The 24,442-nt window shown below is 58.8% G+C and carries 26 protein-coding genes; 8 read left to right on the top strand and 18 right to left on the bottom strand.

Annotated features, from left to right (window positions below; translation table 11 throughout):
* Positions 1-276 precede the first annotated feature (276 nt).
* From PY649_RS08770 to PY649_RS08760, 3 genes are all read left to right on the top strand, one after another.
* Positions 277-1,020, top strand: a complete 744-nt coding sequence (locus PY649_RS08770; RefSeq protein ID WP_285867881.1) for an SDR family oxidoreductase — start codon at positions 277-279, stop codon at positions 1,018-1,020.
* A 657-nt stretch (positions 1,021-1,677) separates the two neighbouring features.
* Positions 1,678-2,043 (top strand): response regulator transcription factor, encoded by a 366-nt coding sequence (locus PY649_RS08765; protein ID WP_285867880.1) that lies wholly within the window; start codon positions 1,678-1,680, stop codon positions 2,041-2,043.
* A gap of 122 nt (positions 2,044-2,165) precedes the next feature.
* Complete coding sequence (locus tag PY649_RS08760) at positions 2,166-2,606, top strand: hypothetical protein (RefSeq protein ID WP_285867879.1); 441 nt, start codon at positions 2,166-2,168, stop codon at positions 2,604-2,606.
* A gap of 119 nt (positions 2,607-2,725) precedes the next feature.
* On the opposite strand, the gene PY649_RS08755 is transcribed toward PY649_RS08760, so the two are convergent.
* A complete protein-coding gene (locus tag PY649_RS08755) occupies positions 2,726-3,478 on the bottom strand; it encodes an SDR family oxidoreductase (RefSeq protein WP_285867878.1) in 753 nt (250 codons plus the stop codon).
* Between the two features lie 301 nt (positions 3,479-3,779).
* Between PY649_RS08755 and PY649_RS08750 the strand changes: the two genes are divergently transcribed.
* The gene (locus PY649_RS08750) at positions 3,780-4,418 is read left to right on the top strand and encodes a response regulator transcription factor (protein WP_285867876.1); all 639 of its coding nucleotides are present in this window, start codon (positions 3,780-3,782) and stop codon (positions 4,416-4,418) included.
* A gap of 144 nt (positions 4,419-4,562) precedes the next feature.
* Here PY649_RS08750 and PY649_RS08745 read toward each other — a convergent pair whose 3' ends face one another.
* The 4 genes from PY649_RS08745 to PY649_RS08730 all read right to left on the bottom strand — a co-directional run bounded on the left by PY649_RS08745 (position 4,563) and on the right by PY649_RS08730 (position 7,314).
* Entirely contained in the window at positions 4,563-5,534 is a 972-nt protein-coding gene (locus PY649_RS08745; protein ID WP_285867875.1) for an alpha/beta fold hydrolase, read from the bottom strand.
* Positions 5,535-5,908: 374 nt separating this feature from the next.
* Positions 5,909-6,280: a response regulator transcription factor gene (locus tag PY649_RS08740; protein WP_285867874.1), complete on the bottom strand. Its 372-nt coding sequence runs from the start codon at positions 6,278-6,280 to the stop codon at positions 5,909-5,911.
* Positions 6,281-6,358: 78 nt separating this feature from the next.
* Positions 6,359-6,997: a response regulator transcription factor gene (locus PY649_RS08735; protein WP_285867873.1), complete on the bottom strand. Its 639-nt coding sequence runs from the start codon at positions 6,995-6,997 to the stop codon at positions 6,359-6,361.
* A gap of 101 nt (positions 6,998-7,098) precedes the next feature.
* Positions 7,099-7,314 carry an ATP-binding protein gene (locus PY649_RS08730; protein ID WP_285867872.1) on the bottom strand — a complete coding sequence of 72 codons (216 nt, stop codon included), beginning with the start codon at positions 7,312-7,314 and terminating at the stop codon, positions 7,099-7,101.
* A gap of 249 nt (positions 7,315-7,563) precedes the next feature.
* Here PY649_RS08730 and PY649_RS08725 point away from each other — a divergent pair, with 249 nt between their 5' ends.
* The gene (locus PY649_RS08725; protein ID WP_285867871.1) at positions 7,564-8,457 is read left to right on the top strand and encodes a LysR family transcriptional regulator; all 894 of its coding nucleotides are present in this window, start codon (positions 7,564-7,566) and stop codon (positions 8,455-8,457) included.
* Positions 8,458-8,955: 498 nt separating this feature from the next.
* On the opposite strand, the gene PY649_RS08720 is transcribed toward PY649_RS08725, so the two are convergent.
* The 11 genes from PY649_RS08720 to PY649_RS08670 all read right to left on the bottom strand — a co-directional run bounded on the left by PY649_RS08720 (position 8,956) and on the right by PY649_RS08670 (position 20,073).
* A complete protein-coding gene (locus PY649_RS08720) occupies positions 8,956-9,942 on the bottom strand; it encodes a GlxA family transcriptional regulator (protein WP_285867870.1) in 987 nt (328 codons plus the stop codon).
* Positions 9,939-10,748, bottom strand: a complete 810-nt coding sequence (locus PY649_RS08715; protein WP_285867869.1) for a pyrroline-5-carboxylate reductase family protein — start codon at positions 10,746-10,748, stop codon at positions 9,939-9,941. Before PY649_RS08715 ends, PY649_RS08720 begins: the two co-directional genes overlap by 4 nt.
* A 12-nt stretch (positions 10,749-10,760) precedes the next feature.
* The gene (locus PY649_RS08710; RefSeq protein WP_285867868.1) at positions 10,761-11,759 is read right to left on the bottom strand and encodes a 4-hydroxyproline epimerase; all 999 of its coding nucleotides are present in this window, start codon (positions 11,757-11,759) and stop codon (positions 10,761-10,763) included.
* A gap of 16 nt (positions 11,760-11,775) precedes the next feature.
* Complete coding sequence (locus PY649_RS08705) at positions 11,776-12,627, bottom strand: ABC transporter permease (protein ID WP_285867867.1); 852 nt, start codon at positions 12,625-12,627, stop codon at positions 11,776-11,778.
* A complete protein-coding gene (locus PY649_RS08700; protein ID WP_285867865.1) occupies positions 12,624-13,472 on the bottom strand; it encodes an ABC transporter permease in 849 nt (282 codons plus the stop codon). Before PY649_RS08700 ends, PY649_RS08705 begins: the two co-directional genes overlap by 4 nt.
* 14 nt (positions 13,473-13,486) lie before the next feature.
* Positions 13,487-14,578, bottom strand: a complete 1,092-nt coding sequence (locus PY649_RS08695) for a quaternary amine ABC transporter ATP-binding protein (RefSeq protein ID WP_285867863.1) — start codon at positions 14,576-14,578, stop codon at positions 13,487-13,489.
* 92 nt (positions 14,579-14,670) lie between these two features.
* Positions 14,671-15,522 carry a glycine betaine ABC transporter substrate-binding protein gene (locus PY649_RS08690; protein WP_285867862.1) on the bottom strand — a complete coding sequence of 284 codons (852 nt, stop codon included), beginning with the start codon at positions 15,520-15,522 and terminating at the stop codon, positions 14,671-14,673.
* Between the two features lie 79 nt (positions 15,523-15,601).
* The gene (locus PY649_RS08685; protein ID WP_285867861.1) at positions 15,602-16,948 is read right to left on the bottom strand and encodes an NAD(P)/FAD-dependent oxidoreductase; all 1,347 of its coding nucleotides are present in this window, start codon (positions 16,946-16,948) and stop codon (positions 15,602-15,604) included.
* Entirely contained in the window at positions 16,945-18,462 is a 1,518-nt protein-coding gene (locus PY649_RS08680; protein ID WP_285867860.1) for an aldehyde dehydrogenase, read from the bottom strand. The genes PY649_RS08685 and PY649_RS08680 overlap by 4 nt, the downstream gene beginning before the upstream one ends.
* Positions 18,455-19,366: a dihydrodipicolinate synthase family protein gene (locus PY649_RS08675; protein ID WP_285867859.1), complete on the bottom strand. Its 912-nt coding sequence runs from the start codon at positions 19,364-19,366 to the stop codon at positions 18,455-18,457. Before PY649_RS08675 ends, PY649_RS08680 begins: the two co-directional genes overlap by 8 nt.
* Positions 19,363-20,073: a GntR family transcriptional regulator gene (locus PY649_RS08670; RefSeq protein WP_285867858.1), complete on the bottom strand. Its 711-nt coding sequence runs from the start codon at positions 20,071-20,073 to the stop codon at positions 19,363-19,365. Before PY649_RS08670 ends, PY649_RS08675 begins: the two co-directional genes overlap by 4 nt.
* A gap of 180 nt (positions 20,074-20,253) precedes the next feature.
* On the opposite strand from PY649_RS08670, the gene PY649_RS08665 reads away from it, so the two are divergent.
* The 3 genes from PY649_RS08665 to PY649_RS08655 all read left to right on the top strand — a co-directional run bounded on the left by PY649_RS08665 (position 20,254) and on the right by PY649_RS08655 (position 22,378).
* Positions 20,254-20,490 (top strand): hypothetical protein, encoded by a 237-nt coding sequence (locus tag PY649_RS08665; RefSeq protein ID WP_285867857.1) that lies wholly within the window; start codon positions 20,254-20,256, stop codon positions 20,488-20,490.
* Between the two features lie 24 nt (positions 20,491-20,514).
* On the top strand, positions 20,515-21,882 hold the full coding sequence (locus tag PY649_RS08660) for an acetyl-CoA hydrolase/transferase family protein (protein ID WP_285867856.1): 1,368 nt from the start codon (positions 20,515-20,517) through the stop codon (positions 21,880-21,882).
* 193 nt (positions 21,883-22,075) lie between these two features.
* Positions 22,076-22,378 carry an alkylphosphonate utilization protein gene (locus tag PY649_RS08655; protein WP_285867855.1) on the top strand — a complete coding sequence of 101 codons (303 nt, stop codon included), beginning with the start codon at positions 22,076-22,078 and terminating at the stop codon, positions 22,376-22,378.
* 55 nt (positions 22,379-22,433) lie between these two features.
* Here PY649_RS08655 and fabI read toward each other — a convergent pair whose 3' ends face one another.
* Together fabI and PY649_RS08645 are read right to left on the bottom strand one after the other, a co-directional pair.
* A complete protein-coding gene (gene fabI, locus PY649_RS08650; protein ID WP_285867854.1) occupies positions 22,434-23,216 on the bottom strand; it encodes an enoyl-ACP reductase FabI in 783 nt (260 codons plus the stop codon).
* Between the two features lie 53 nt (positions 23,217-23,269).
* The gene (locus PY649_RS08645) at positions 23,270-24,442 is read right to left on the bottom strand and encodes an acetate/propionate family kinase (protein ID WP_285867853.1); all 1,173 of its coding nucleotides are present in this window, start codon (positions 24,440-24,442) and stop codon (positions 23,270-23,272) included.

Raw genomic sequence — 24,442 nt, 5'->3', positions numbered from 1 at the left:
CCAGCGCGGCTATGTCGAAGCGCAGTTCAAGCTGTTCAACACCTGGTACGCCGCGTGGAGCAAGCTTCCCGGTGCCGTTGAAAAGTACAAGGCATAAGCGTCGACTGACGAAACCTGAACGAAAGCCCGCCTCGTCGGCGGGCTTTTGTTTTGGCAGGTATCGCCAGTAATTGGCATCCTATTCCGCATCATCGGGAACACATCTTGTTCTCCACGGCCAGCTAATCCTTTGTCCCGGCGGCATCTATCTCCCACGCTCTGGCAAGGAGATAGAAAATGAAGATGCTTGAAGACAAAGTGGCCGTCGTCACCGGCGGAAACAGCGGTATCGGCAAGGAAACCGCGCGGCTTTTTGCGCGTGAAGGCGCGAAGGTCGTCATCACCGGCCGACGACAGGATGTCGTCGATGCTGCCATTGACGAGATCGGAAATGGCGCCATCGGCATTTGCGGCGATGTTGCCAGTATCGAGCACCACCGCCATCTGGCTGCGGCGGTGCGCGAGAGATTTGGCCTGATCGATATCTACATGGCGAACGCCGGCGTTATAAATCTGTCCTCGTCATCAGCGGTGGCGGAAGAGGAATATGACCGCCATTTCGCGGTCAATACGCGCGGCGTATTCTTCGGTGTGCAGACCGTGGCTCCGCTGATCCGCGAGGGCGGCAACATCATCGTGACCAGCTCGCTGGCTGCGACGAAAGTCTTGCCGCAGCATGCCGTCTATGCCGGATCGAAGGCGGCTCTGGCGGCATTCGCCAGGACCTGGACCCTTGAATTCAAGGAGCGCAAGATCCGGGTGAATATTTTGACCCCCGGTCCTGTCGAGACCGAGATTCTCGGCAAACTCGGAGTCAATAAGGCCGATCGTCCGGGATTTGAGCGGCAAATGTCGGACCTCATCCCGGCAGGGCGGATGGGTCGTCCGGAAGAACTGGCTCACGCCGCGCTGTTTTTGGCCACAGGAACCTTCGTCAATGGGTTGGAGCTATTCGTTGACGGCGGAATGTCGCTTACCTGAGCTTTGCCTGCCTACTTCGATATCCGCGCCGGCGATTGTCCGGCGTGGCCTTGTAAACGGGGCCCGGCATCGACGCCTCATGCGCTTCGGATCAGACCCTCGATGGCAATTGCGGCCTTCACTGACCGGAGGCCCGTCACGCGTTCGCAAGAACGCCACCAGCCGCTGCGGCGCTTGGCACCGCGATAATGAACGGCTGGCTGGAAATTAAAATTAAGCGAGAGGTTAGCTGGGTTTTCGGCCGAGCTTCCACAGTGACAGGCGGAGCGGATGGCTCACCGCGCGAGCTCCAAGCAGGCGATCGCTAGCAATCTATCCACATCCGCCTCGACACGCTCAAGCAGCCCGTCCGAACGGCAACCCGATTAAACGTCCGTATAGCTACATTTTTCGACCGGCATTGATAGACTTCAACACGTTTGCGCCAACTTGTCTGCCTTGTGGAGCCTGCAACCTGCGCCTGAGCCGGATTCCGATCAAGATCGCCCGATGATCCGCATAGTCGACAAAGATCTGTCGACTCGGAGATCTCCTATGGCTAAGCGTAGGATCGTGTCTACATGGCGGCTCGCCTATTGGACAATCAACATGCTACTGACGCCGTGACCGAGTGCTGATCGCCACAGCATAGGTATCAAGGAAAGTGCACTGAAGCCTATGCCCGGTTCCGCCTCAATTGCGATCATCGACGATGACCAGTCTGTACGCGAGTCCATACAGGATCTTCTCGAGACGGAGGGCGTAAGGAGCCATCTCTACGCGTCGGCTGAAGATTTCCTGTCGCAAGAGGGATATCGGGAGGTCGATTGCATTTTGGCGGATGTCAGGATGCCGGGCATATCGGGCATCGAGATGCTAGTCCTCCTGAAGGGTGTGGAGGGGTGCCCTCCGGTCCTGATGATGACATCCTACACCACCGCGCAGATGAAGGTGGCAGCTTTGCGCAACGGCGCATCGGCCTTTCTCGGAAAGCCGCTCGACAGCGGCGAATTGATCGCCTGTATCAGGAACGTCATCGGCTGACGTCGACCGCCTATTCGATGGACCAGCATTGCGTTTCCCGAAAATCCTAAACCTTGGTTTGGGCAGCCGCTCCTATGCGGCGATGGTAGCTTTCTGCTCTATCAAAAAGCAGGAGACAAGAAATGAAAGCACTTAAATACGCTGTCTTCGTCATGGTCTGGTTCAACGTCCTTCTAGCCGGGTGGCTGGCCGTTTTCATGCTCTACAATCCGGAGGGGTGGTATTACTTTGTCCCGGGGGTCACCGATACCGGCTTCTTCAATCAGCATTTCATCCGAGACATCGGCATCATCCAAGGCTTCATCGGTCTTGCATTCGCGGTCGGCTGGCTTCGGGAAGACCGGCGCATCGATCTATGGTTGGCGGCCACTCTCTGGCTTATCGCACATGCCCTGTTTCACCTATGGGAGGTTGCGGTCGGAATATGCTCCTCGTCCGTTCTCGTCCGCGACTTTCCGGCGGTGAGTATGCCGGCGATCTTCGGTATCGCTGTAACGATGTGGGCATGCGCTCGAAGGGTTCGTGAACCGTCGATCCCAAGCGCGAACAAGGTTTCCGTTTGAGCCTGTGATGATCACGAGCAGCGAAAGCGGCGCGTGAGGCGCCGCCTTCGCTTTGCCACTACGTTGCCGACAGCGTCATGTGGGCTCACTTTGTGTGCCATCTGCTTTCTCGTAAGACGCTAAGCAGCCACGTTTCGGGAAAGCCAGTCATGGAAGGACAGCTTCCCCGAGAGCGCCTGCGTGATGGGCAGCATGCCGTCCCGGGGCAACTCGACGCCGAAATAAAGGGCCGCCGGGGCCAGGCTGACCAGGCGAGCGTCTTCGGTTGCCGTCAACAACTCGCGCACCAGATCGACTAGCTGAATTGATTCCGGTCCCGCTAGTTCGACGATCGCGTTATGGGGTGTGCTCGAGGCGAGCTTGGTTATCCAGTTCGCCGCTTCGTCGGCAGAGACTGGTTGCACGGCGATTGATGGCACCTTCAGGCTACCATCCACGGCAAAGTCGTTCACGATACTGCTGAAGAATTCGAAGAACTGGGTTGAGCGGAGGATCGTGTATGGCAGGCCGGATGACCGGATCAGGTTTTCCTGAACGAGCTTGGCACGAAAATAGTCGTTCTCGACGAGGCGGTCGGTTCCGACCACCGAGAGCGCCATATAGTGCTTTGCGCCGGATGATTTCGCGGCGGTCAGCAAGTTCCTGCCGGCCCGTTTGAAGAAGTCGAGCGCGTTGCCTTCGCCAAAGGAGCCGGAGTTGGTGACATCGATCACGACATCGGCGCCGGCCAGCGCGACCTCCAACCCTTCGCCGGTATAAGCATTTACGCCGGTTTTCGTTGACGCGGCCACGACATCAAATCCATCGCGTTGCAATATGCGGACGATCTTGGAGCCCATCGCTCCGCTTGCGCCGATTACAGCTGCTCTCATCTTTCACTCCCATCTGATATCATTTGATGGGATCATAGGCCTTTGGCGCGTGTGTTCGACTAAACGAAGTTTTGGGTTGACCCGGACGATTGTTCTGCCTCAACCTGACTATCCGTCTCACCTTACCTAAACCAAGGTCTACCATCACGGCTGAATGCTTTGGTGCTACAAAACGTTTGGCGATGAGAGGACGTCGCCATCGCAACAGGCTCATGAGCGCCGCTTCAAGCTCCGAACTCGGCGTGATGTTTCGTGAGCGCGGGGAGGGGACCCGTTTCCGAATATGCACCGAGGCAATGCCATGCAACACGCTCAAACGAAAGCGGACACGTCCGTCGAACCGATCGTCTATGTCGTAGATGATGACGAAAAGATGCGAGAGTCCTTGCTTGACCTTTTCATGGTAACGAAGAAGCGGGCCAGCGCGTTTTCGAACGGGTCGGAATTCCTCAAGATGGCCGATATCAGTGCACCGGGTTGCCTCGTCGTCGATCTCAGGATGCCCGGCGTTACCGGTCTGGATCTGCAGAAGCATCTCTCTCTCGCTGGTTGCCGGCTGCCGATTATCTTTTTGACAGCATTTGCCGACATTCCTACCAGCGTGAAAGCAATGAAGGCGGGTGCCACGGATTTCATAACGAAACCCTTCGCCAGCCAGGATCTTCTCGATGCCGTCGATCACGCGATCCGCCTGGATTCGGAGCGCCGCAAGACAGATGCGGAACGGGAGCGCATTCAGGCACTCGCCGACACGCTTACTCCCCGCGAGCAGGAAGTCATGTTTGCCGTGGTCAGCGGTCTGATGAACAAGCAGGTCGCCTATCAACTCGGTATCAGCGAGATGACGGTAAAACTCCATCGTATGAGCCTGATGCGCAAGATGGAGAGCCGGTCGCTTGCCGATCTGGTTCGCAAAGTCGAACGGCTTCAACGGAATTGATAGAGGGGCGCCGCCGCAGGAAGCCGCCGCTCGTGCGTCCTCGATTATGAGCATTTTCGACGCTTTTCTTGAGCACCTGGTTCACTCTCTCGCGGTCCGGCAAAAGAGAGGAGGGAGCCGGCGGCAGCGCCCTCCTCACACCGATTATCCGTTGATGAAGTTCAGGATGTCGGCGTTGATGATATCCGCATGAGTCGTCGCCATTCCGTGTGGGAAGCCCTTGTAGATCTTCAGTGTCGAGTTCTTCAAAAGCTTTGCCGAGAGCACGCCGGAGTCAGCCACGGGGACGATCTGGTCGTCTTCACCGTGCTGGACGAGCGTCGGTACGTCGATGATCTTGAGGTCTTCTGTAAAGTCCGTCTCGGAAAACGCCTTGATGCCGAGATAGTGAGCGTTTATGGCGCCCGCCATGCCTTGGCGCCACCAATTCCGGACGATCGCCTCGGATGTCGTCGCGCCTGGGCGGTTGAAGCCGTAGAACGGGCCGCTCGGGAAGTCGATGTAAAACTGGGTTCTGTTTGCCGCGAGCGTGGAACGGAGCCCGTCGAAGATCTCGATCGGAATGCCACCGGGATTGGCTGACGTCTTGAGCATGATGGGCGGAACCGCGCCGATAAGAATGAGTTTGGAAACACGACCCTTGCCATGGCGCGCCACGTAACGCGTCGCTTCGCCGCCACCCGTCGAGTGGCCGACATGGATGGCGTTGCGCAGATCGAGGTGGTCCGCAACCGCTGCAGCGTCGGCTGCATAATGGTCCATGTCATGTCCGCCGCCGACCTGCGCCGAGCGGCCGTGACCGCGGCGGTCATGTGCGACGACGCGGAAGCCCTGTTCGAGGAAAAAGATCATTTGGGCATCCCAGTCGTCGCTGCTGAGTGGCCAACCATGATGGAAGACGATCGGCTGAGCGTCCTTCGGACCCCAATCCTTGTAGAAGATCTCAGTTCCGTCCGTTGATGTCACGTAGTTGCCGCTCGACCTCCCAGCCGCCGCAATCTTCTCAGGTTTTGCGGCCTGGGCCGATTCAGCGCTGAGGGTTACCGCTGTCGCGGTGAGCGCCAATGTCCCCGTCATAATATTTCGCCGCGTCGGCGCGATAGAACGAAATTCCATTCGTGTCTCCTGATTGACAAGTTGGTAAAGCGGCCGATTAGAACTCAATAATACCTATTGAATTCAGTAATTCGCCGATTTATATTGCAGTTTATAAGTTACGAAAGAAGATATACGTTCGTTTTACAACGTCGCGCGCTGACCGAACGATATCAAGGCTTGGCCTTTTGTGGGCAAGCCGATACTGAGCCGCTTCGACGATTTCGGAGCTGCCGCGACCGAAAGCTGCAGGACACCATCGACCTCATCCTCTTTCCACTCGAACAGGTCCGAGCCACCCGAGCGGTCGCGCCGGCGTATTCCTCCGACGGTACTAGGCCGTCCGCGTGCTCGAAATCTATACGGAAGTTAGGACCAAATGATCATGACACACTTTAGCCGCGCTTTGGTTTTGAAATGAATTCAAGGAGATCGGCGGAGCTGATCGGCTTTTCGAGGAAGCCCGCCGCCCCACAGGATCGCGCGAGCCCCCGCGTGTGGCTGTCGGCAAAAGAGGTCATGATACAGACAGGAGGGCCGCCCATTGCGACCACCTTCCGTAAAAGTTCGATACCGTTCGTGCCGGGCATCTTGAGATCGGCCAGGATACAATGCATCCGATCCAGATCGCCCGATTCCAGAAACGCGTCAGCCGATTCGTAGGCAACACTATCGATGCCCATCGCGTCAAAGAAGTCGCGCAGCGATTCCCGAAGGAATTGGTCGTCGTCGACAATGGCGACCGTGATTTGCGTCTTGGGCTGCATCGAACCTCAGATTGTGACTGCGGCCATAATGAAGCCGGCCTGGCGTGAGTCTAAAAGATTTCAGGGGTAACGTGTTGGTCAGTGCAGAAGTTCGAATTGACGCACGAGTTCGGCCAGAGAACCAGCTTTCATCTTTCTCATCACGCTGCCTCTATGCAACTTGACCATGATCTCGCTGATGCCGAGCTCGAAAGCGATCTGCTTGTTCATGAGGCCGCTGGCGACAAGCCCCATGACCTGAGTTTCGCGTGGCGTCAGACTTGATGCCCGCGCACGCAAAATCTGGTGGTGAGCCCGGGCCTTCCGCCGTTCGCTGTCGATCGCGAACGCGGCGTTGATCGCGTCCAGTAGCTCATAAGGGTTGAGCGGCTTTTGAAGAAAATCGATTGCACCCGCCTTCATCGCGTGGACGCTCGTGGCAACGTCGCCATGACCGGTCATGAAGACCACGGGCAGCTGGTACCCGTTCGCATCCAGCTCCCGTTGAAAATCGATGCCGCTGACGTCGGGAAGGCGGACATCGAGAAGTATACATCCGCCATGCTCGCACGAAGCCCGGGCAAAGAAGTCGGCGGCACTTTCGAACCCATCGGCAGGGATTTCAAGCGACTGAAATAGATCCATCAGCGAAAGCCGCAGTAACTCATCGTCCTCTACGATGTGAACGATTTGCCGAGGTGAAGGCGCGGACTCGGAGTTGCCGGCAGCGGCTGCCATGTTTGGTCCTCCAACGGAATAAAATGGCCCCAGTTCATTTCTCATCCTACCAAGATCCGCTGCGCCGGCAAGTAAACCAAAGTATGCTATCTATTTGCAATTTAAGGAGTAACTTGTCCATTTGCCGGCATCTCGCCACCGTTTGGTGCCGGCAAAGTGACGATGAAAGCTGCTTCCATCGTCCCGTCATTTTCGGCACTTATCGTGCCGCCGTGGTCGGTGATGATCGACCGGCATATAGCCAAGCCGATACCCATCCCGTCGGCCTTGCTGGAGAAGAATCCGTCGAAGATTCGATCAAAATCTTTGACGGCCATGCCTCGGCTCGTATATCGCAGCATCGTCGGCGTCTCATGGTATCTCTTTCCAGCCCGGTTCACCTCCCGCTGCGCGATCGCCCGTCGATTTTCTGGCCGCAGAGGCGCCGAAGGTTAGCGCGTTCACCCAGGCTGATCGCATCGGGGAGCGCGGGTCACCCCAACCTTAGTTGACTGGCTGGCCTGAAATCGCCGGCGTAAAATTATGCTGATAGCCCGAGTCGATGACCGCCACAAAACGAGCCGAAAATGCAGGGATTGTTGAATGAAACCGCCGGACTGCTAGCCTTTGTTCGCACGGTCCAGGCCGGATCCTTCAGCGCTGCCGCCAAGAGTCTCGGAACAACGCCGTCCTTTGTCTCCAAGAGCATTTCCCGGCTGGAGCGATTGTTGGGCGCAACCCTTTTCAGGCGATCCACGCGCCTTTTGGCGATGACGCCGGAAGGCGAGGCATTCTACGCAAAAATCGCACCTCTTCTTCACGATATAGAAAGCGCCGCCGACGTGGTTCGATCCCACCGCGAGCCAGCCGGGCATCTGCGCGTCAGCATGCCGACCGAACTCGGGCGAATGATATTGGAGCATATCGTCGAGGAATTCATGCCGAGATATCCGGCCATCTCGTTGGATATCGGCATGACTGATCGGGCCGTCGATGTCCTGCGGGAAAATTATGATGTGGTATTCAGGGTTGGCGGCACCGCGCAGGATGGCCTGATGTGCAGGACGCTTGCCCATCTCGATATGGTGATCGTGGCGTCGCCATCCTTTCTCGATCGCCATGGAAAAATCGACAGCGTCGATCGGCTCGAAGAACTGCCATTCGTGCGATATGCCACAAGCGGCAGGCCCTATCCCGTCCCCCTCCCGGATGGCCGGGAGCTGCGCCCGAAGGGCAGATTGGATCTGGATTCCGCGACGGCTATCCGCGATGCTGCCGTCGCCGGCGTCGGTGCTGCTTACTTGATCAAACCCATTGTCGAGGCTGACATCGATGGCGGCCTGCTAGTCGAATTGCTTCCTCAGATGGCATTGCAAACAGTTCCGTTACAGGCCCTTCATGCTTCAGGCAGGATGCCAAGCTTTCGTCAGCAGCTGTTTACCGACTTTGTCGCCTCTGTGATGGCCAAATCCGGGGCCTGACCGCAGGCCGACGCCGTTTCCTCGCCCTGCCTGCGGACAGCACAAACCAAGGTTTGGGTGACTGTCGGTGCGATTATACTTACGGTTCGAACAGAAAGCAGCTGAAAGCTAACGCATTTCTTAAGCAAAAGCATGGTGTCAAAGGAGGGCCGGAAATCATGTCCGGACGTTTCCTTTTGTCGAAAAGGGCGGTGGCAAGAGATTAGACTTAGCTATCCGCACGTTCTACGGCTCTACACCTCCGTATACTACGCCGGCTCAGCTAACTGGGCTAAAGTCGATCATGTCCCGACGCAAAAACCTCCCAAGCCGCCGTGGACACAAGCTTCGGTTCCTCGCCCGAAGCCAGTAGCGGACTTCCGCCCCCCGTCCGCGCGTAAGGCCGTCTTTGCCCATGCAAGGACGGCCTCTTTTTTCCTACTTTGTGGGAGCCTGGTAAGTTCTCTGGGGCAACAGTCCGATCGATCTTGGCCTTCCTCTCTGATTTCACACAAATCTTCAGGCCTGTGCACGTCGTAATTCCGCTGGCGACTGTCCAAACACTCTTCGAAAAAGCCTCGCAAAATGGGATGCGCTGTCGAATCCGACCTCGAGCGCGATTTCAATGAGCGGAGCCTGAGTCTGGAGGACGAGCTGCTTTGCTCGCTCCATGCGGACGCGCGTATAGATTGCTCCGGGAGATGCCTTCATCTCCTCCATGAAAAGGCGCTCGAGTTGCCGCCGGGATAGTCCGACGAAAGCGGCAAGTTCTTCGGTCGGGACAACGTCTTCGATGTGGCTTTCCATCGTGATGAGCACGGCCTTCAAGCGTGGATCCTGGCATTCGATGGCGAGCGGCTTGCGCGGCTGTATGTCCAATCCAGATCGCGCCCGCACGATCTGCAGAACTTCGAGCGCGTTCCGTTCGGCGTCTCGGCTGATATGCCGCCTGACGAGGAAGGCTGCCATATCGGCGGCGCTGCTTCCACCCGCGCAGGATCCACGGCTTCGATCAAGATTGAATAGGCGATCGGAGCGAACCGGGTTGTCGGGAAAGCGCTCGCGGTAGGCCTGATAATGAAGCCAGCTGACGCAAGTCTGGTGGCTTTTCATCAGTCCCAGCTGCGCCAGAATGAAGGTACCGGTGCAAACACCAATCAATGGGACCTTTTGGGCGGCTGCCTTTTTCAGATAGTCGGAGGTCTGGCTATCGATCGCCACATCGGAGTTCAAAAGACCGCCGACCACCACGATATAGTGAAACTCCCTGGGATCGACGAAATCTGACGTCGGCGCGATCTGGACGCCGCAACTCGATGCAATGAGATGCCGCGTACTGCCCAACACCTGCCAATCGGCCAGCACCCTCCCGGACCTGTCGGTCTCGTCGCTTGCGAGCCTCAGCGTATCAACAAACAAAGCAAATGCGGAAAGTGTGAAAGAGCGGGCAAGTACAAATCCGACTTTCAGGGGGCCATGTTTTGCTTCGTCTTTTGTGGTTTTCATCGATCGTGTCCACCAACCTGTTTGATAGTCAGCGCCTGAGCCTTCCGAAAAGCGGCGTCCAAGCCGGAGCGGATCACGCTTTCAAATCCATTCTCGCGCATTGCGACAATGCCGGCTGATGTGGTGCCATCGTAATCGACAAACGACTTTACTGTATCGGCGGGAGATGCACGATGATATTCCTGAAGCCGTCCCGCGTCGATGATGACCTGTTGCGCTGCCCGAAGCGCGATCTCCATGGGCAAACCACGGGCGATGGCGTCATTCATCATGGCCTCGGCAAGGAACGCGGGAAATGCTTCGCCTGAGCCCGTCATTGCCGTGAAATAGTCAATGTGCTCTTCGCGAAAGACGGAGTCGACCATGCCACAGCTGCGGAAAAGGGCCTCGACGGTACCTCGGTCGTTCGGGTTCGATGATGCCAGAAAAAACGGCGTATATGATTGCCCGACTTCGGCAGCAGCGTTTGGCAAAGCGCGGGCAATGCGCACGCTGCCCGTTTTCCGTTTGATGCTGTCCACGCTTATTCCGGCCATAACTGAGATCACAAGCTTCCCTGGGGCGCTGATATCGATGCCGCTCCAGTCGTCTGGCCTGACCGACAGAATAACGACGTCTGAATTTTCGGCCAGCTTCTGGTTGTCCTGCGTCCATGATACGCCAAGCCCGCTGTCAGGCTTCCTGGTGCGATACGAGCAGGTCAGCCGTTCAGCCGGGACGGTATCGGAGCCGATCAGCGCCTTTGCGATCGCACTTCCCAACCACCCGGATCCGCCGACAATCCCAACGCGTCCAATGTCAGCCATCGAGCAGTCCTCCTACGGAATCTGGAAACCATGGGCCAGGGGATCACGGTCGTCGACGAAGATGGTGTTGTGGCCGATGACCCGTGCCCAGCCGCTGACGCTCGGCCTTATGCCCTTAAACGGACCGATCTCGGTTTCGGCTTCGATGCGCCCCTCGAATACGGTGCCGATCAGGCTTTCCTGGCGGAATATCTCACTGGCCCTCAAGCGACCCTTGCCATACAGTTGCGCCATACGGGCCGAGGTCCCAGTCCCTCCGGGTGATCGGTCTATTGCCTTGTCGCCATAGAAGACTGCTCCACGGCCATCGGCCTTGTCATTCGTCGGCCTGTCACACCAGAGCGCGTGGTGAACGCCACGGATCCTGTCGTCTTCAGGATGAACCGGATCGCAGATCGGCGCGAGCGCATCCCGCAGTCTCTGGCCGAGATCGACAATGTCGCTTGCCGACATGCCGTTCAATCCCGACCAGTTCTCCTGTGGCTCGACGACGGCGTAGTAGTTTCCTCCATAGGAAATATCCACGGTCAGCGTGCCGAGACGCGGAACTTCGACCTCGATGTCTGCCTCGTGCAGGTAGCTTGGAACGTTGAACATGCGAACCGAATCCACGAACTCGCCTCGCAGGTCATATTGGATATCGACCTTTCCAGCAGGCGTCTCTATCGACAAATGCCCAGGCACTCTCGGAGTGACGAGACCTTCTTCGATCGCCGCAGTCACCAGGCCGATCGTCCCAGCCCCGCACATTGGCAGGCAACCGCTGACTTCGATGAAGATGACTGCGAAGTCGCAGTCATCGCGATAGGACGGATAGATGATCGCACCCGACATGATGTCGTGACCGCGCGGTTCGAACATCAGGGCCTGCCGGATCCAGTCATGATCGCGGACAAAGATATCCCGGCGGTCGGCGATCGGAAGGTGAGGCAGCAAGGGGCCGCCGCCCGCCACCAGCCGTACCGGATTGCCGCAAGTGTGGGAGTCGATGCAGAAGAAGCTGTGACGCATTCGTTTGTCTTCCCGGTCAAGCTGACTTCAGGTCATTGCGACCCTGCAGGGCACCCTTCGATAGCCTGTCGAGCAGGATGGCGATGGCAACAATGGCCAGCCCCGCCCGCAGCCCGAGACCCATTTCCATTCGCGTAAGGCCTCGCGTTACTTCGGCGCCAAGGCCCCCGGCTCCGACGAGACCGGCAAGGACGACCATCGCCAATGACAGGAGGATGCACTGGTTGAGGCCGACAAGCAGCGTAGGCATGGCAGACGGGATCTCGATCTTGAACAGGATCGCGCGCGGTGGCGCGCCCGTGGCCTGGCCGAGCTCCAGCAGATCTTTCGGCACTTGATTGAACGCCAAAGTCGTCAGGCGCAGCATCGGCGGCACGCCGTAGACGATCGTGGCAATGATTGCCGGAACGCGGCCGAGACTGAAGAGCATGACGGCGGGGATGAGATAGACCCAGGGCGGTACTGTCTGCATGATGTCGAGCACTGGCCTTATCCCGGCCTCGAAGCCCCTGTGGCGCGAGGCCAGAATACCAAGCGGAAAGGCGACCGCGACGGAAAAAGCGACGGCCACTGCCACCAATGCCAGCGTCTGCATGGACGCGGTCCAAAGGCCGGCGCCGAAGCAGAAAGCGAGCGCAACCATCGATATGATCGCTGCCCTGATCCCGATGGCGAAGCCCGCCAGAAGAACCACGACGACTATCATCGCGTAGGGAGGCAGATAGAGAAGGGCCGCCTCGATGGCACCCAGCACCGTCTCGATCAGCTTCGTGACGCCCTCGAAGAATGGGTGGAAGTTGGCATTGAGCCAGTCGACTCCCGGGGCAAGGTATACGCCTGGTGAAAATCGGATGAGGTCCAAGTTCATCTCGCACCTACCTTGGCCCGGCGGGCCGCGCTCTGCGTCAGTCGATCGAGCACCATCGTCAAGATGACGATCGCGATCGCCGCGTTAATCGATGTGGCGATATCAAGAGTTCGGACCGCGCCATAGATGGTTTCGCCAAGGCCGCCGGAGCCGACGATGCCGGCGATGACGACCATGCCAAATGCCATCATCAGGCTCTGATTGATGCCGGCCATCATACTTGGGATGGCGAAAGGCAGCCTGATCTTCGTAAACATTTGCCATGGCGTCAGTCCGCTCGCCTGTCCGAGCTCGATGAAGGCATGCGGCGTCATGCGGATCCCGAGTGCCGTCAAGCGGACGGCCGGCGGCATGGCCACGATGAAGGTCGCGACCAGCGCCGTCGCCGGACCAAAGCCGAGGAGCGCGATTGCCGGGAGAAGATAGATATAGGGCGGCAGCGTCTGGATAAGGTCGAGAATCGGCTCGAGGAAGCTGTCGAACCACTGCACGAACCCCGCGAGAATCCCGATCGGGATTCCAATGATCAAGGCGAGGATCGTGGCGGTGACGACGAGCGCAAGGGTGCTCATCGTTTGGTCCCAGAGTCCCATGAACGAGCAGAAGACGAGCGCCAGCCCGATCAGTATGCCGGACACGGCATTGACCAGCCGCCACCCGAGAAGAGCCAAGGCAACAGCGACCACGTAGAACGGCGCAAGTTGGAGAAGCCAGAGCACGCCGTTGTAAGTGCCTTCCAGCGTCGCCCTCAAGGGATCGAACAGCCACCCGCCGTTGTCGCTGATCCACCCGAGCGCGTCGTCGGTCCAGGCATCGAAAGTATCCGCAATGACCGAGATATCCATGTCCGTCTGTCCTCTCAGGCTATCACCGGTTGTTGCACCGGGGACCCGGCGACGCCCCGAAGCAGGCCGCGGGTGGTAACGACGCCAACGATGGACCCGTTTTCGACCACAGCCAGGGCATCGCGATCCGACTTCATCGTAAGGTCGATCAGTTCGCCGATATCCGCTTCGGGGGTCGTCCTTAAGAGCCCGTTCACATCATGTTGCGGTTGCAGGCTCCTGTACTCGGCGAGCGAATGCATCACCGAGTGAGCCTTGACTAGGTGGACCCTGGATATTCCCGCGACGAAGTCCGCGACATAATCGTCGGCCGGTTTCGTTACGATCTCTTCCGCAGTTCCGACCTGGACGATGACGCCGTCCTTCATGATGGCAATGCGGTCGCCGATGCGAATGGCTTCTTCGAGATCGTGCGTGATGAACACCGCTGATTTACCGAGGGACTTCGTCAATTGCCGGAACTCGTCCTGAAGCTGACGGCGGATAAGCGGATCGAGGGCGCTGAACGGCTCGTCCATGAGAATGATCTCAGGATCTGCGGCCAATGCGCGAGCGAGCCCAACGCGCTGTTGCATGCCGCCCGAAAGCTCTGAGGGATAACGCGATACCCAGTCGGTGAGGCCGACTTTTTCAAGTGCTGCACGAGCAGTCTTGTTGCGCTCTTCCCTGGCGACCCCACGCACCTCCAGGCCAAAGGCGGCATTTTCCAGTACTGTACGGTGAGGGAGGAGGGCAACGCTCTGAAACACCATGCCGATGTTTCGCGCCCGCATGTCCCGCAACTCCGCTGCATTCAGCTTGCTAATTTCCCTGCCTTTGATTGCGATCCTTCCCAGGCTCGGCTCGATGAGGCGGTTCAGAAGCCTGACCAGGGTCGACTTGCCGCTGCCTGAAAGACCCATGATGCAGAAAATCTCACCACGATTAACCTGGAGGCTCGCGTTGGATACGCCGACGACACAGTCGAAGTCTTGCAGCACCTGCTTCTTCGACAAACCCTTCTCCGATACGGCCTTCACAGCATGAGCTGCACGGGCGCCGAAGATTTTCCAAACTCCTTGGCAGTCGATGAGGATATTATTCGGATCATTGATGGTAGCGGTCATAGCTTTCCCCGTGGGCCAGCCTTCTGGAAGCCCTTTTTATTCTTGGGTTGCTGAAAGGCGGGCCGGCTAAACGTCGGCCCGCAAGAGCGAGATCATTGGCTCTTGATGTTTTCCCAACGCTTCAAGAGATCGGCATGAGCGTCCGTCCAGTCCTTGACGGCCTGGTCCATTGTCTTGCCATCGCTGACGGCGCCATTAATCGCAGTGATATCGGCAAGCGGTACATAGACGCTGGCGATGACCTCGCGAGCATGCGGATTGTCAGTCGAAAATCCCTTCTTGCCGACCCAGTAGTAGCTCTGCGGTGGCGGGAACACACCCTTCGGATCCTTCAGGAATTTCACCGGATACTTTTGCATCATCCAGGACGGTTCCCAGATCGTCACGGCGAGCCACTCCTTGCGATCGATGGCCGACTTCAGGGCCGCGGTCATTGCCGCCGTGCTGCCTTCGACGAGCTGCAGCTTGAGATCATATTGCTTCACCGCATTGGCCGCATCCCGCATCAGACCCGAACCCGGCTCAATGCCGACGATCTTGCCGCCAAACTTGTCGGCATTGTCGTTAAGCTGATCGATTGAATCGATCGTCACGTAGTTTGGGACGGCGATGGCCTGATAGAGACCGTGCGACACCGGTGAAATCTTTTCCAGGCGGTTCTTGTTTTTGCCCCAGTAGTCTTGAGCTACGTAATCAGTTTGGGAAGCAAGGATCTGAATGTCCCCTTTGGTAAGGGCGGCATAGGCGATACCCCATTCCGAGAACGGTAACACCTTTACCGTGTAGCCGGAATCCTCGAGTACCTTTTTGGTGATCCCCGTAATCGGCGTGAGATCCTCCCAAGACATCGTGCCAATCGTGATCGTCTTTTCTTCCGCCTGCGCAGACAGGGCCGTCATTCCGAGCATGGCTGCAGCGCAAAGCGCTTTCCATAAAGCCTTCATTTTGTTCGCTCCTAGTTTTCGTTCCCATTTCGTTGAAGACCTGCAGTCGGCTCAGTCTTCACATTGCGCGGGCAAGGGACTATCCCTCGCGTCCTGCGCGCAATTGCTGCCAACGGATCACCGAATTGACGCCGAGCCAGGCAAAGGGCTCTGGCGGTAGCCGGCTTGGCTTTGCATGATCCATATATTTCTCGAGATCAGCGGATCGCGTGCCGGTGGCCAGTTCCACGGCCATCATGCCGGCGAAGGTGCTCTTGACGGTGCCAAGACCGTTCTCGCAACAGGCTGAGTAAAGTCCTTCGTCGATCTCGCCGAATGCCGGTACGTGGTTCCGGCTGAGGCAGAGGCGTCCAGCCCAGCTGTGTTGGAAGGGTATGTCTTTGAGACCTGGAAACCGCGCATCGAGCGACCGTCTGTGTTCTTCGGCCATCCCGGTCATTCTGCGGTTCGACACCGTGATTGTTGTTTCGTAGGTGTATTTCGTGCGAATGACGATGCGTGACTGGCCGGCCGAGGTGATCTTGCGCACCGTCGCCCCCATGGCGTCGGCAGGTAGCAGCGCCCACCGATCGCCCCCCGAAACCTGATGGCCGAAATCTTCCGCGGGGAAGGGGGCGGTCATTGAAGCGTAGGCAAAGATATGCATCAGCCGGCCGCGGAAGTGGCCAAAATCGTCGATGTGACCGTTGACGCCTAAGATAACCTTCGGAGCGGTGACTTTGCCGCGGGTGGAAATGGCCGTCCACGTTCCCTTGTCCCGCGTCAGAGCAGTAACGGGCGACCCCTCGAAGATGTCGACTTGGCGCGACAACCCTGCGGCAAGTTCGCGAATGTAGTCGGCCGGTTGGATCAGCACCGCACCCGGAGTGTAAAGGCCGCCCAGGTAATAATCAGAACTGGTAAGCTTGCGCATTTCGGACGCGTCGAGAAACGTGTGCGGCTCGCCGGCACTCCTCAAGGATTGACCGAAGCTGATGTTCAGCTTCATTCCGCGCGCCGTCGCCGCGGCATTGATCTTGCCCGCCGGATCGACGGTTTCGGACGACATGCCATATTCTGCCGCAGCATCTTTTGCGAAAGCGATCGCACTCCGGTTCTGAGCCATCTCCAATCGAGTGGCATCCAATCCTCCGCTCGAATATTCGCTGGAAGACAGGTTGTGCGGGACGTCGATCATGAATCCCGAATTCCGGCCCGATGTGCCTTTGCCCACCTCACTTGCTTCGAGCACGACGATTCTGTCGTCCGGGCGAAGCTGGAGAAGCCGGCGGGCCGCCGAGAGGCCCGCAAAGCCAGCGCCGATGATCAGCCAGTCCGCGGTCACGTTGCCATCCAGGGTTCGCACTGGGAGCGATCGCTTGCTGATCGCCTCCCAACCCGAGACGCCGTTTTCGGCGGGCAGACGTTTGACGGACTTGGTGATCATCGAACCGTCTCGTCCACCGAGCGCTCCGAGACGTCGATCCAGATCGTCTTCAGTTCGCAGTAGTTGTCATGGGCAAAGACCGACTTGTCGCGGCCGCCGAAGCCCGATTCCTTGTAGCCGCCGAAGGGCGTCGTTGCGTCGCCTTCGCCGAAGCAGTTGACCGTGACGAGGCCGGCCCGGATGTCGCGCGAGACGCGGATCGCGTTCCGGAGGCTGCCTGTATAGATGGAAGCCGTCAGGCCGTAATTGGTGTCGTTGGCAAGTGCCACGGCCTCGGCGAGGGTGTTGAACGTCGTCACCGACAGGATCGGCCCGAAGATTTCTTCCTTGAATAGCCGGCTTGCGGCCGTGACGCCGTCAACCACCGTCGGCTGGACGAAGATGCCGCCATGCGTTTCGCCACCATGGGCGATCGTCAGCTTCTCGCTTTTGACGTCCTCGAGGAAGGAGGTGACCTTCTCGTAATGGTTCTTGCTGACCAGTGCGCCGACGCGGTTTTCCGGATCGAGCGGATCGCCCGTCTTCCACTCGCGCATATAGGCGCCGATGCGCTTTAGCAGTTCGTCCTTGATCTTGGCATGGACAATGAGGCGCGAGCTAGCGCTGCAGTTTTCGCCCATGTTCCAGAAGGCACCGTTGACGACCTGCTCGGCAACGAGATCGAGGTCTTCTGCGTCTTCCAGCACCACGGCCGGGTTCTTGCCGCCGCATTCGAGGACGACCTTCTTGAGGTTGGAATCGGCGGAATAATGCAGGAAGCGGCGGCCGGTCGGTGTCGAGCCGGTGAAGGCCACCATATCGACGTCCATGTGCAAGCCGAGCGGCTCGCCAACATCCCTGCCGCTGCCCGTGACGACATTAAAGACACCGGCGGGGATGCCGGCTTCATAGGCAAGTTCGGCAACCCGCAGCGTCGTCAGCGTCGTCTCCTGCGCAGGCTTGACGATGACCGAGCAGCCGGCGGCCAATGCCGGGCCGATCTTCCAGGCGAGCATCAGCAGGGGGAAATTCCAGGGCAGCACGCAGCCGACGACGCCGATCGGCTCGCGCACCACCACCGCCAGCGCATTCGGGCCGACCGGATTGGCGTTGTCATAGAGCTTGTCGATCGCCTCGGCATGCCAACGAAGGGTGTGGATAGTGTCGGGCACGTCGACGGTCTGGCACTCGCGAACCGGCTTGCCGCTGTCGAGGCTTTCCATCACCGCCAGTTCGTGACGGTTCTCTTCGAGCAGTTTGGCGAACTTGATGAGCGTCGCCTTGCGCTCGCCGGGAGATAGCTGGCGCCAGCGGCCATCCTCGAACGCCTCTCTTGCCTTGAGCACGGCGTAATCGACATCGCTGGCGTCACAGGCCGCGATCTCGGCCAGGAGGTCGCCGTTGGCCGGGTTGGTGGTCTTGAACGTCTTGCCGGAATTGGCTGGACGGAAGCTGCCATCGATGAAGGCATTGGCCGGGAACTGAAGGCCGGCGGCAATTGCTTTGTATTCTGCTGCGGTCAAGGGTTCATGCATGGTTGGCTCCCGACGTGATCTGGGCGACCGTGCGCTTCAGGTTGGCGACGACAGTTTCGAGGGTTCGTTTCTCTTCGGACGTCAGGCCGCGCAGCGGCGCGCGGACCGGCCCGGCTTCCAGGCCGATGATTTCGCAGCCATGCTTGATCGACTGCACAAATTTACCTGTCTCGAGAAAATCCATCAGCGGCAGCATCGCGGTCATGATCGCGCGGCCCTTGTGGAAATTCTTTTCGATCACGCAAGCTTCGTAGAGCGCGACATGCTCGCGGGGCAGGAAATTGGATCCGGCGCAGACCCAGCTCTTGGCGCCCCAGGCGAAGAACTCGAGCGCCTGATCGTCCCAGCCACAGGAGAGCGCGATGTGCGGGAACTTGCGTGCCAGGAGATGGACATTGGCCATCTCGCCGGAACTTTCCTTGATCGCCTTGACGTTCCTGGACTTGCCGACGCGAGAGAAATATTGGTCCCCCATCATCACGCCCATGCGGGCCGGATAGTTGTAGAGCATGATCGGAAGATTAGCCGCGCGGTCGATTGTGAGCGCATGGACCGCGTTCTCCTTCTCGGTCGGCAGCGCATAGGGTGGCGACGTCACCAGGATTGCATCCGCTCCGATCTCTTTGGCGGAAGCGGCATAGGCAACCGAGTCCTCAGTCCGGGTCGCGCCGGTACCGACGATCAGCGGCACACGATTTCCGATGACCTGCTTGGCATAGGCGGCAAGATCGATCCGTTCCTGCATGGATTGGGCATAGTATTCGCCGGTCGATCCGCCGATGATGATGCCGTGCACCTTCGCCTCGATGAGGGATTCAAGGACGGCGGCGAATGCCTGCCTGGCGATTTGCCCATCAGGCCCGAGCGGCGTGATTGCCGGTGTATAGATGCCTTCGAAGTTCACGATGATTTCTCCATCGATGCGACGGGCACTTCGACAAGCGCATCCGCTTTCATTCCTTGCGGCGCGATGAACATCTCCATGTTCTCGCGCGACAGCTCCCAATGTTCGAAAACAAGGTCGACAACCGTGTCCTCATCATGAGCTGCAATCGCATCAATGAAGCCGTCATGATGGTCGATGGCCAGCTGCAGGCGCTGGCGCATGTCGTCGTTCCTTGGCCGAAAGAAGGTATGGCCGATCCGAGCATGGTCGATCAGTAGCCGACCGAGGCTTGGTTGCAGGTAGGCGTTGAACGACATCTCTCCGATGATCTCGTGGAAACGGTTGTTTTCCAGCACCATTGAAAGCGCATCGCCGGACGTGCTTGCCGTCCGAAACCGCTCCTGCGTGTCCCTCAGGTCGGCGAGCTGCTTTGGTCTGAAATTCTGTACCGCGAGGCGGCCGATCGCGGCGTAGATCATCGGCGCGACAAGGAAGAAGTGCCGCAATGTCTGATGATTCATCGGGATGACGCGCGCCCCTCGGTTGGCACGTATGTCAACATAGCCCTCGCCTTCGAGGCGCCGGAAGATTTCCCGGACCGGCGTTCGCGAAAGGCCGTACTGCTCGCTGAGGCTGACCTCGTCGAGGTCTTGATCAGGGTCCAGCTCCATCGTCAGAATTTGGCGCTTGAGATCATCATAGAGGCTGTTCTTTCCGCCCTTCATCGAGATCTTCCTCCTAGGGTTCCGCGGGGATTGAAGCCATCGGTCGCCGCCGATGGAGGAAAGGTCGCACAGTGCGATCATCGAGTCAATCGAATTGTATAATTTAAGTACACATTAAGTGCTACGGCGGAATACAATCGGCTTCGAGCATGCTTGTCGGCGCTGGAGTGTGCCCGGCGAATGGGCACGCCCAGCTTTTATGTCGGAGTCCATAACTTCACGGCGCTGTCGATATCGAAGGGGAGCAAAGCAAGCGCAGAGATCGCAGCAAGAAGGCCACATCACCGCAACCAGCCTTGCAAAGACACGCATTGCGCGGTTTTGATAGAGCATGTTCTGCGGCAGACGAAAGCGCCCGCAATGGTCGAAAATGCCGATGAGGATGTGAATGTGAAAGTGGATGCTGATTTGTTCTGAATAAAGCACTGGGAGGAGGGCCCAATGACAATGATCCATCAGACGCTGTATCGCGAACGGCTGACATCCGCAGAAGGCGCGGTTGCCATGATCCCGTCAGGCACGAAAGTGGCGATGCCACTGGCTGCCGGTCAGCCACCCGCCATCCTTGCGGCATTTGCCGAACGGGCAAGAGCGGGAGCCGTCAAGGATGTGCGGCTCTATTATCTGCTTTGTACCGGCGTCGCGGGCACCAGCGTGTTCGATTTCGAGCTGCGCGACGTGATCGTCCCGATGAGTTACTTTCATGGCGGCGTCGAGCGTGCGCTCGACAAGAGGCGATTGGCGGAAGCATTGCCCGCCGTCGACCTGATACCCTGCCATTTCAGCCAGGTGCCGCGTTCGCTGGTCGAGCATGTCGGAGTGGATACGTTGATCGCGACCGTTTCGCCGATGGATGCGGATGGCAATTTCAGCCTCGGCGCCAGTACCGACTATGCGCTCACGGTATCGCGGAAGCCCGGGATCCGGCTGATCCTCGAGGTCAACGCCAATATGCCCTATGTGCGGGGTGATTGCATGATCCCCGTATCAAGCGTGACGGCACTGGTTGAAAACAACGTCAGCCTGCCTGTGCTGCCTGCTGCTGCGCGCAATCAAGTGGATGACGCCATCGGGGCGATCATCGCGGGCCTGGTGGAAGATGGCGATTGCCTGCAAATGGGTATCGGTGCTTTGCCCGATGCGGTGTGTTCGGGCCTTTCCCGACATCGCCGTCTTGGCATCCATACGGAAATGATGACGCCGGGTCTCGCTACGCTCGTAAAGACAGGCGTGGTCGACAACAGCTGCAAGCAGACACATGTCGGCCGGTCGATCTTCACCTTTGCGCTGGGAGATCAGGCGCTTTACGACTTTCTGAACAACAACCCGGCGATTGAGGCCTATCCGGTCGACTACGTGAACAATCCCTTCGTCATCGCTCAGAATAACCGGGTCGTGTCGGTCAATGCGACGCTGCAGATCGATCTGAGCGGCGCGTGCAATTCGGAATTCATGAACGGAAGACAGTTCAGTGCAACCGGCGGCCAGGTCGATTTCGTGCGTGGCGCTTATGCGTCGCGGGGCGGGCGTTCGATCATCGCCTGTCATTCCACCGCAGCAAAAGGCACGCTCTCACGCATCGTTCCGACGCTGACGGGACCGGTGACAACATCGCGCACCGACACACATATCGTCGTTACGGAGTATGGATGGGCAAACCTCAAGGGCAAGTCCGTGGCCGAGCGAGCCAGGGCGCTGATTGCGCTGGCCCACCCGAATTTTCGCGAGGAGCTGGACCGGGCGGCCTATGGGGCAGGGCTTTATGCTGAAACTGCAGTGGGACCACGGGAAATGAACACCGAGCATTGAGGCGAATAGATCGTCCGTTCGATCGCGAAAGGAAGGCTTGGCGGTTACCGGCCGCCGCGCCGCGGTCCAAAACAGCGATCGCCGAGCTTTACGCCGGCACCTCTATCCGATAGAGGCCGTGACTACCCGATCCAGCGCAGCCGGCGGACGACCGCACGCGCCGCGCCATATCAAGAGACGAGAAACGACGCACATGAACGACCAGGACGACGACTACATCTATGATGAAGCTACCGGCGAGTGGCGGCCCGCTTCCGAAATCGCTGCCGAGAAAGCTCGGGCCGCACAGGTTCATGATGCCTCGGGTAATGTTCTCGCAGACGGAGATTCCGTCGTCCTGATCAAGGACCTCAAGGTCAAGGGCGCCAGCCAGACGCTGAAGCAGGGAACTGTGATCCGGTCGATCCGGCTGACCGACAACCCCGAGGAGATCGATTGCCGGCATGACACGATCAAGGGTCTGGTCCTGCGCACGGAGTTCGTGCGCAAACGCTGATTTTTGAGCCGCGATCCCTGAGCGAGTCCCGCTTTAGTGGACCAAGGCGGTGACGCTAATCGATGATATGGTAGCCGCCGTCGATATAGATCGTGTCGCCGGTGATCAACCGCGCTGCGTCATGTGCGAGGAAGGCGGTTGCCATGCCGACATCGTCGATTGAGACCAAGCTGCGTGCCGGCGCCGTTTCCTGCGCCTTGTTTAAGAGCTCGTCGAATTCGGGGATACCGGAGGCTGCGCGTGTCGCCAGTGGGCCGGGAGAGATGGCATGCACCCGAATGCCCTTCGGTCCAAGTTCGGCGGCGATGTAGCGGACGGCGCTTTCCAGCGCCGCCTTAGCGACACCCATGACGTTGTAGTTTTTCACCACCATCTGGCTGCCATAGTAGGTCATGGTGAACAGCGTCCCGCCATGTTTCATCAAAGGCTCGGCAAGGTGTGCCATACGAATGAACGACCAGCAGGAAATGTCGATCGTCTTCAGAAACCCGTCGCGCGGCACATCGACGACGCGCCCCTGCAGCGTATCCTTCGGCGAAAAGGCGATCGAATGCACGACGAAATCGAGCTCGCCCCATTGCTCCGTGATACGGTCGAATACCGCCTCCAGCTGTCCCGGCACGGAGACGTCAAGCGGCATGAAGACAGGCGCTCCAAGCTCCTGCGCCAGGGGCTCGACGTAAGGCTTGGCCTTGTCGTTGAGATAGGTCACCGCAAGTTCTGCGCCCAAGGCCCGGAAGGCCCGAGCGCAGCCCCAGGCGATCGACTGGTCATTGGCGATGCCGACCACCAGCCCGCGTTTTCCTTCAAGAAGCTTGGCCTTCACCTCGGGAATCATCTCAGCCCCCTCTTTGATCCAAAAACCTGCCGCGCACATCCTGCGCGACCGCGTCAATTGGCGATGACCGCCAGCGTATGCTGCGCAATCATCAATTCCTCGTCGGTCGGCACGACATAGATTGCGACCTTGCTATCATCGTTCGACACCAGCAACTCGCCAGCATTGTTTCGCCGAGGATCGAGCGATGCTCCGAGCCAGCGGAGCTTCTCGGCAATCCGCGCACGCATCACCGGCGAATTTTCCCCGACGCCAGCCGTGAAGACGAAGGCATCCACCCCACCGAGTGCCGCCGCCAGCAAGCCGGCGTTGAGGCCGATGCGGTACACGAAATGGTCGAGCGCCAGCGCTGCACCCGCGTTGTCGCTTGCAAGCAGGTCGCGCACGTCGTTGCTGATGCCGGAGAGACCCTTGAGTCCCGACTCCTTGTAGAGGAGATCCTGCAGTTCTGCGGCCGACATGCCATGCTGCTGGAGCAGATAGAGAAGCACACCGGGATCGATTTGCCCGCATCGTGTGCCCATCGGCAATCCGTCTAGCGCGGTGAACCCGAGTGTGCTCTCGACGCTTCGCCCCTGGTAAAGCGCGCACATGGAGGCGCCGCTTCCGAGATGCGCGACGATGACCCGTCCATCGCCAACGCCTGGCGCGATCTCCGCCAGCCTTCCGGCCACATATTCGTAGGACAGTCCATGAAAGCCGTAGCGCCGGACACCCTCGTCGAAATAACTTGCCGGAATGGCATAGTGGTCGGCCATCGGATCATGGCCGCGATGGAAGGCAGTGTCGAAGCAGGCGACTTGGGCGAGCTGCGGTTGATGCTCCAGCAGCACGCGGATGGGCGCAAGATTGTTCGGCTGATGCAGCGGCGCAAGCGGCGTATATCGCTCCAGTTGCCGCACCACGTTTTCATCGATCCGCGCCGGCCGCATATGGTCGGGGCCGCCGTGGACGACCCGATGGCCGACGGCGATCAGCTGCCCCTCGTGTCGTTCCCGCAGCCATTGTCCCACCAGTCGCATCGCCGCAGGCAAATCCGGAACGGTCTCTGATGGATAGCCCTCGTCCGCCAGCCGATCGCCGCCGGAGCCCTTGATGGTCAGGTGCGGCGCGGTGCCGATCCCGTCCATCTTTCCCTTGATTTGTCGCGTGAGCGAACCCGCCGCGGCGAAGATCTCGAATTTCAGGCTGGAGGAACCGGCATTCACGACGAGAATGGTATCCAT

The sequence above is a fragment of the Rhizobium mayense genome, from assembly GCF_030272705.1.
Taxonomy (GTDB): Bacteria; Pseudomonadota; Alphaproteobacteria; order Rhizobiales; family Rhizobiaceae; genus Rhizobium; species Rhizobium mayense.
This window is presented reverse-complemented; position numbering and strand designations above follow the sequence as displayed.

Excerpts from the sequence above, each read along its gene's own strand:
- PY649_RS08685 (WP_285867861.1), bottom strand. The coding sequence starts at position 16,948 with ATGATCACCAAGTCCGTCAAACGTCTGCCCGCCGAAAACGGCGTCTCG.
- PY649_RS08665 (WP_285867857.1), top strand. The coding sequence starts at position 20,254 with ATGGGCACGCCCAGCTTTTATGTCGGAGTCCATAACTTCACGGCGCTG.
- PY649_RS08770 (WP_285867881.1), top strand. The coding sequence starts at position 277 with ATGAAGATGCTTGAAGACAAAGTGGCCGTCGTCACCGGCGGAAACAGC.
- PY649_RS08740 (WP_285867874.1), bottom strand. The coding sequence starts at position 6,280 with ATGCAGCCCAAGACGCAAATCACGGTCGCCATTGTCGACGACGACCAA.
- PY649_RS08715 (WP_285867869.1), bottom strand. The coding sequence starts at position 10,748 with ATGGCTGACATTGGACGCGTTGGGATTGTCGGCGGATCCGGGTGGTTG.
- PY649_RS08720 (WP_285867870.1), bottom strand. The coding sequence starts at position 9,942 with ATGAAAACCACAAAAGACGAAGCAAAACATGGCCCCCTGAAAGTCGGA.
- PY649_RS08655 (WP_285867855.1), top strand. The coding sequence starts at position 22,076 with ATGAACGACCAGGACGACGACTACATCTATGATGAAGCTACCGGCGAG.
- PY649_RS08645 (WP_285867853.1), bottom strand. The coding sequence starts at position 24,442 with ATGGATACCATTCTCGTCGTGAATGCCGGTTCCTCCAGCCTGAAATTC.
- PY649_RS08710 (WP_285867868.1), bottom strand. The coding sequence starts at position 11,759 with ATGCGTCACAGCTTCTTCTGCATCGACTCCCACACTTGCGGCAATCCG.
- PY649_RS08760 (WP_285867879.1), top strand. The coding sequence starts at position 2,166 with ATGAAAGCACTTAAATACGCTGTCTTCGTCATGGTCTGGTTCAACGTC.
- fabI (WP_285867854.1), bottom strand. The coding sequence starts at position 23,216 with ATGATTCCCGAGGTGAAGGCCAAGCTTCTTGAAGGAAAACGCGGGCTG.
- PY649_RS08700 (WP_285867865.1), bottom strand. The coding sequence starts at position 13,472 with ATGGATATCTCGGTCATTGCGGATACTTTCGATGCCTGGACCGACGAC.
- PY649_RS08695 (WP_285867863.1), bottom strand. The coding sequence starts at position 14,578 with ATGACCGCTACCATCAATGATCCGAATAATATCCTCATCGACTGCCAA.
- PY649_RS08680 (WP_285867860.1), bottom strand. The coding sequence starts at position 18,462 with ATGCATGAACCCTTGACCGCAGCAGAATACAAAGCAATTGCCGCCGGC.
- PY649_RS08750 (WP_285867876.1), top strand. The coding sequence starts at position 3,780 with ATGCAACACGCTCAAACGAAAGCGGACACGTCCGTCGAACCGATCGTC.
- PY649_RS08765 (WP_285867880.1), top strand. The coding sequence starts at position 1,678 with ATGCCCGGTTCCGCCTCAATTGCGATCATCGACGATGACCAGTCTGTA.
- PY649_RS08705 (WP_285867867.1), bottom strand. The coding sequence starts at position 12,627 with ATGAACTTGGACCTCATCCGATTTTCACCAGGCGTATACCTTGCCCCG.
- PY649_RS08730 (WP_285867872.1), bottom strand. The coding sequence starts at position 7,314 with ATGGCCGTCAAAGATTTTGATCGAATCTTCGACGGATTCTTCTCCAGC.
- PY649_RS08725 (WP_285867871.1), top strand. The coding sequence starts at position 7,564 with ATGCAGGGATTGTTGAATGAAACCGCCGGACTGCTAGCCTTTGTTCGC.
- PY649_RS08690 (WP_285867862.1), bottom strand. The coding sequence starts at position 15,522 with ATGAAGGCTTTATGGAAAGCGCTTTGCGCTGCAGCCATGCTCGGAATG.
- PY649_RS08735 (WP_285867873.1), bottom strand. The coding sequence starts at position 6,997 with ATGGCAGCCGCTGCCGGCAACTCCGAGTCCGCGCCTTCACCTCGGCAA.
- PY649_RS08755 (WP_285867878.1), bottom strand. The coding sequence starts at position 3,478 with ATGAGAGCAGCTGTAATCGGCGCAAGCGGAGCGATGGGCTCCAAGATC.
- PY649_RS08745 (WP_285867875.1), bottom strand. The coding sequence starts at position 5,534 with ATGGAATTTCGTTCTATCGCGCCGACGCGGCGAAATATTATGACGGGG.
- PY649_RS08670 (WP_285867858.1), bottom strand. The coding sequence starts at position 20,073 with ATGAAGGGCGGAAAGAACAGCCTCTATGATGATCTCAAGCGCCAAATT.
- PY649_RS08660 (WP_285867856.1), top strand. The coding sequence starts at position 20,515 with ATGACAATGATCCATCAGACGCTGTATCGCGAACGGCTGACATCCGCA.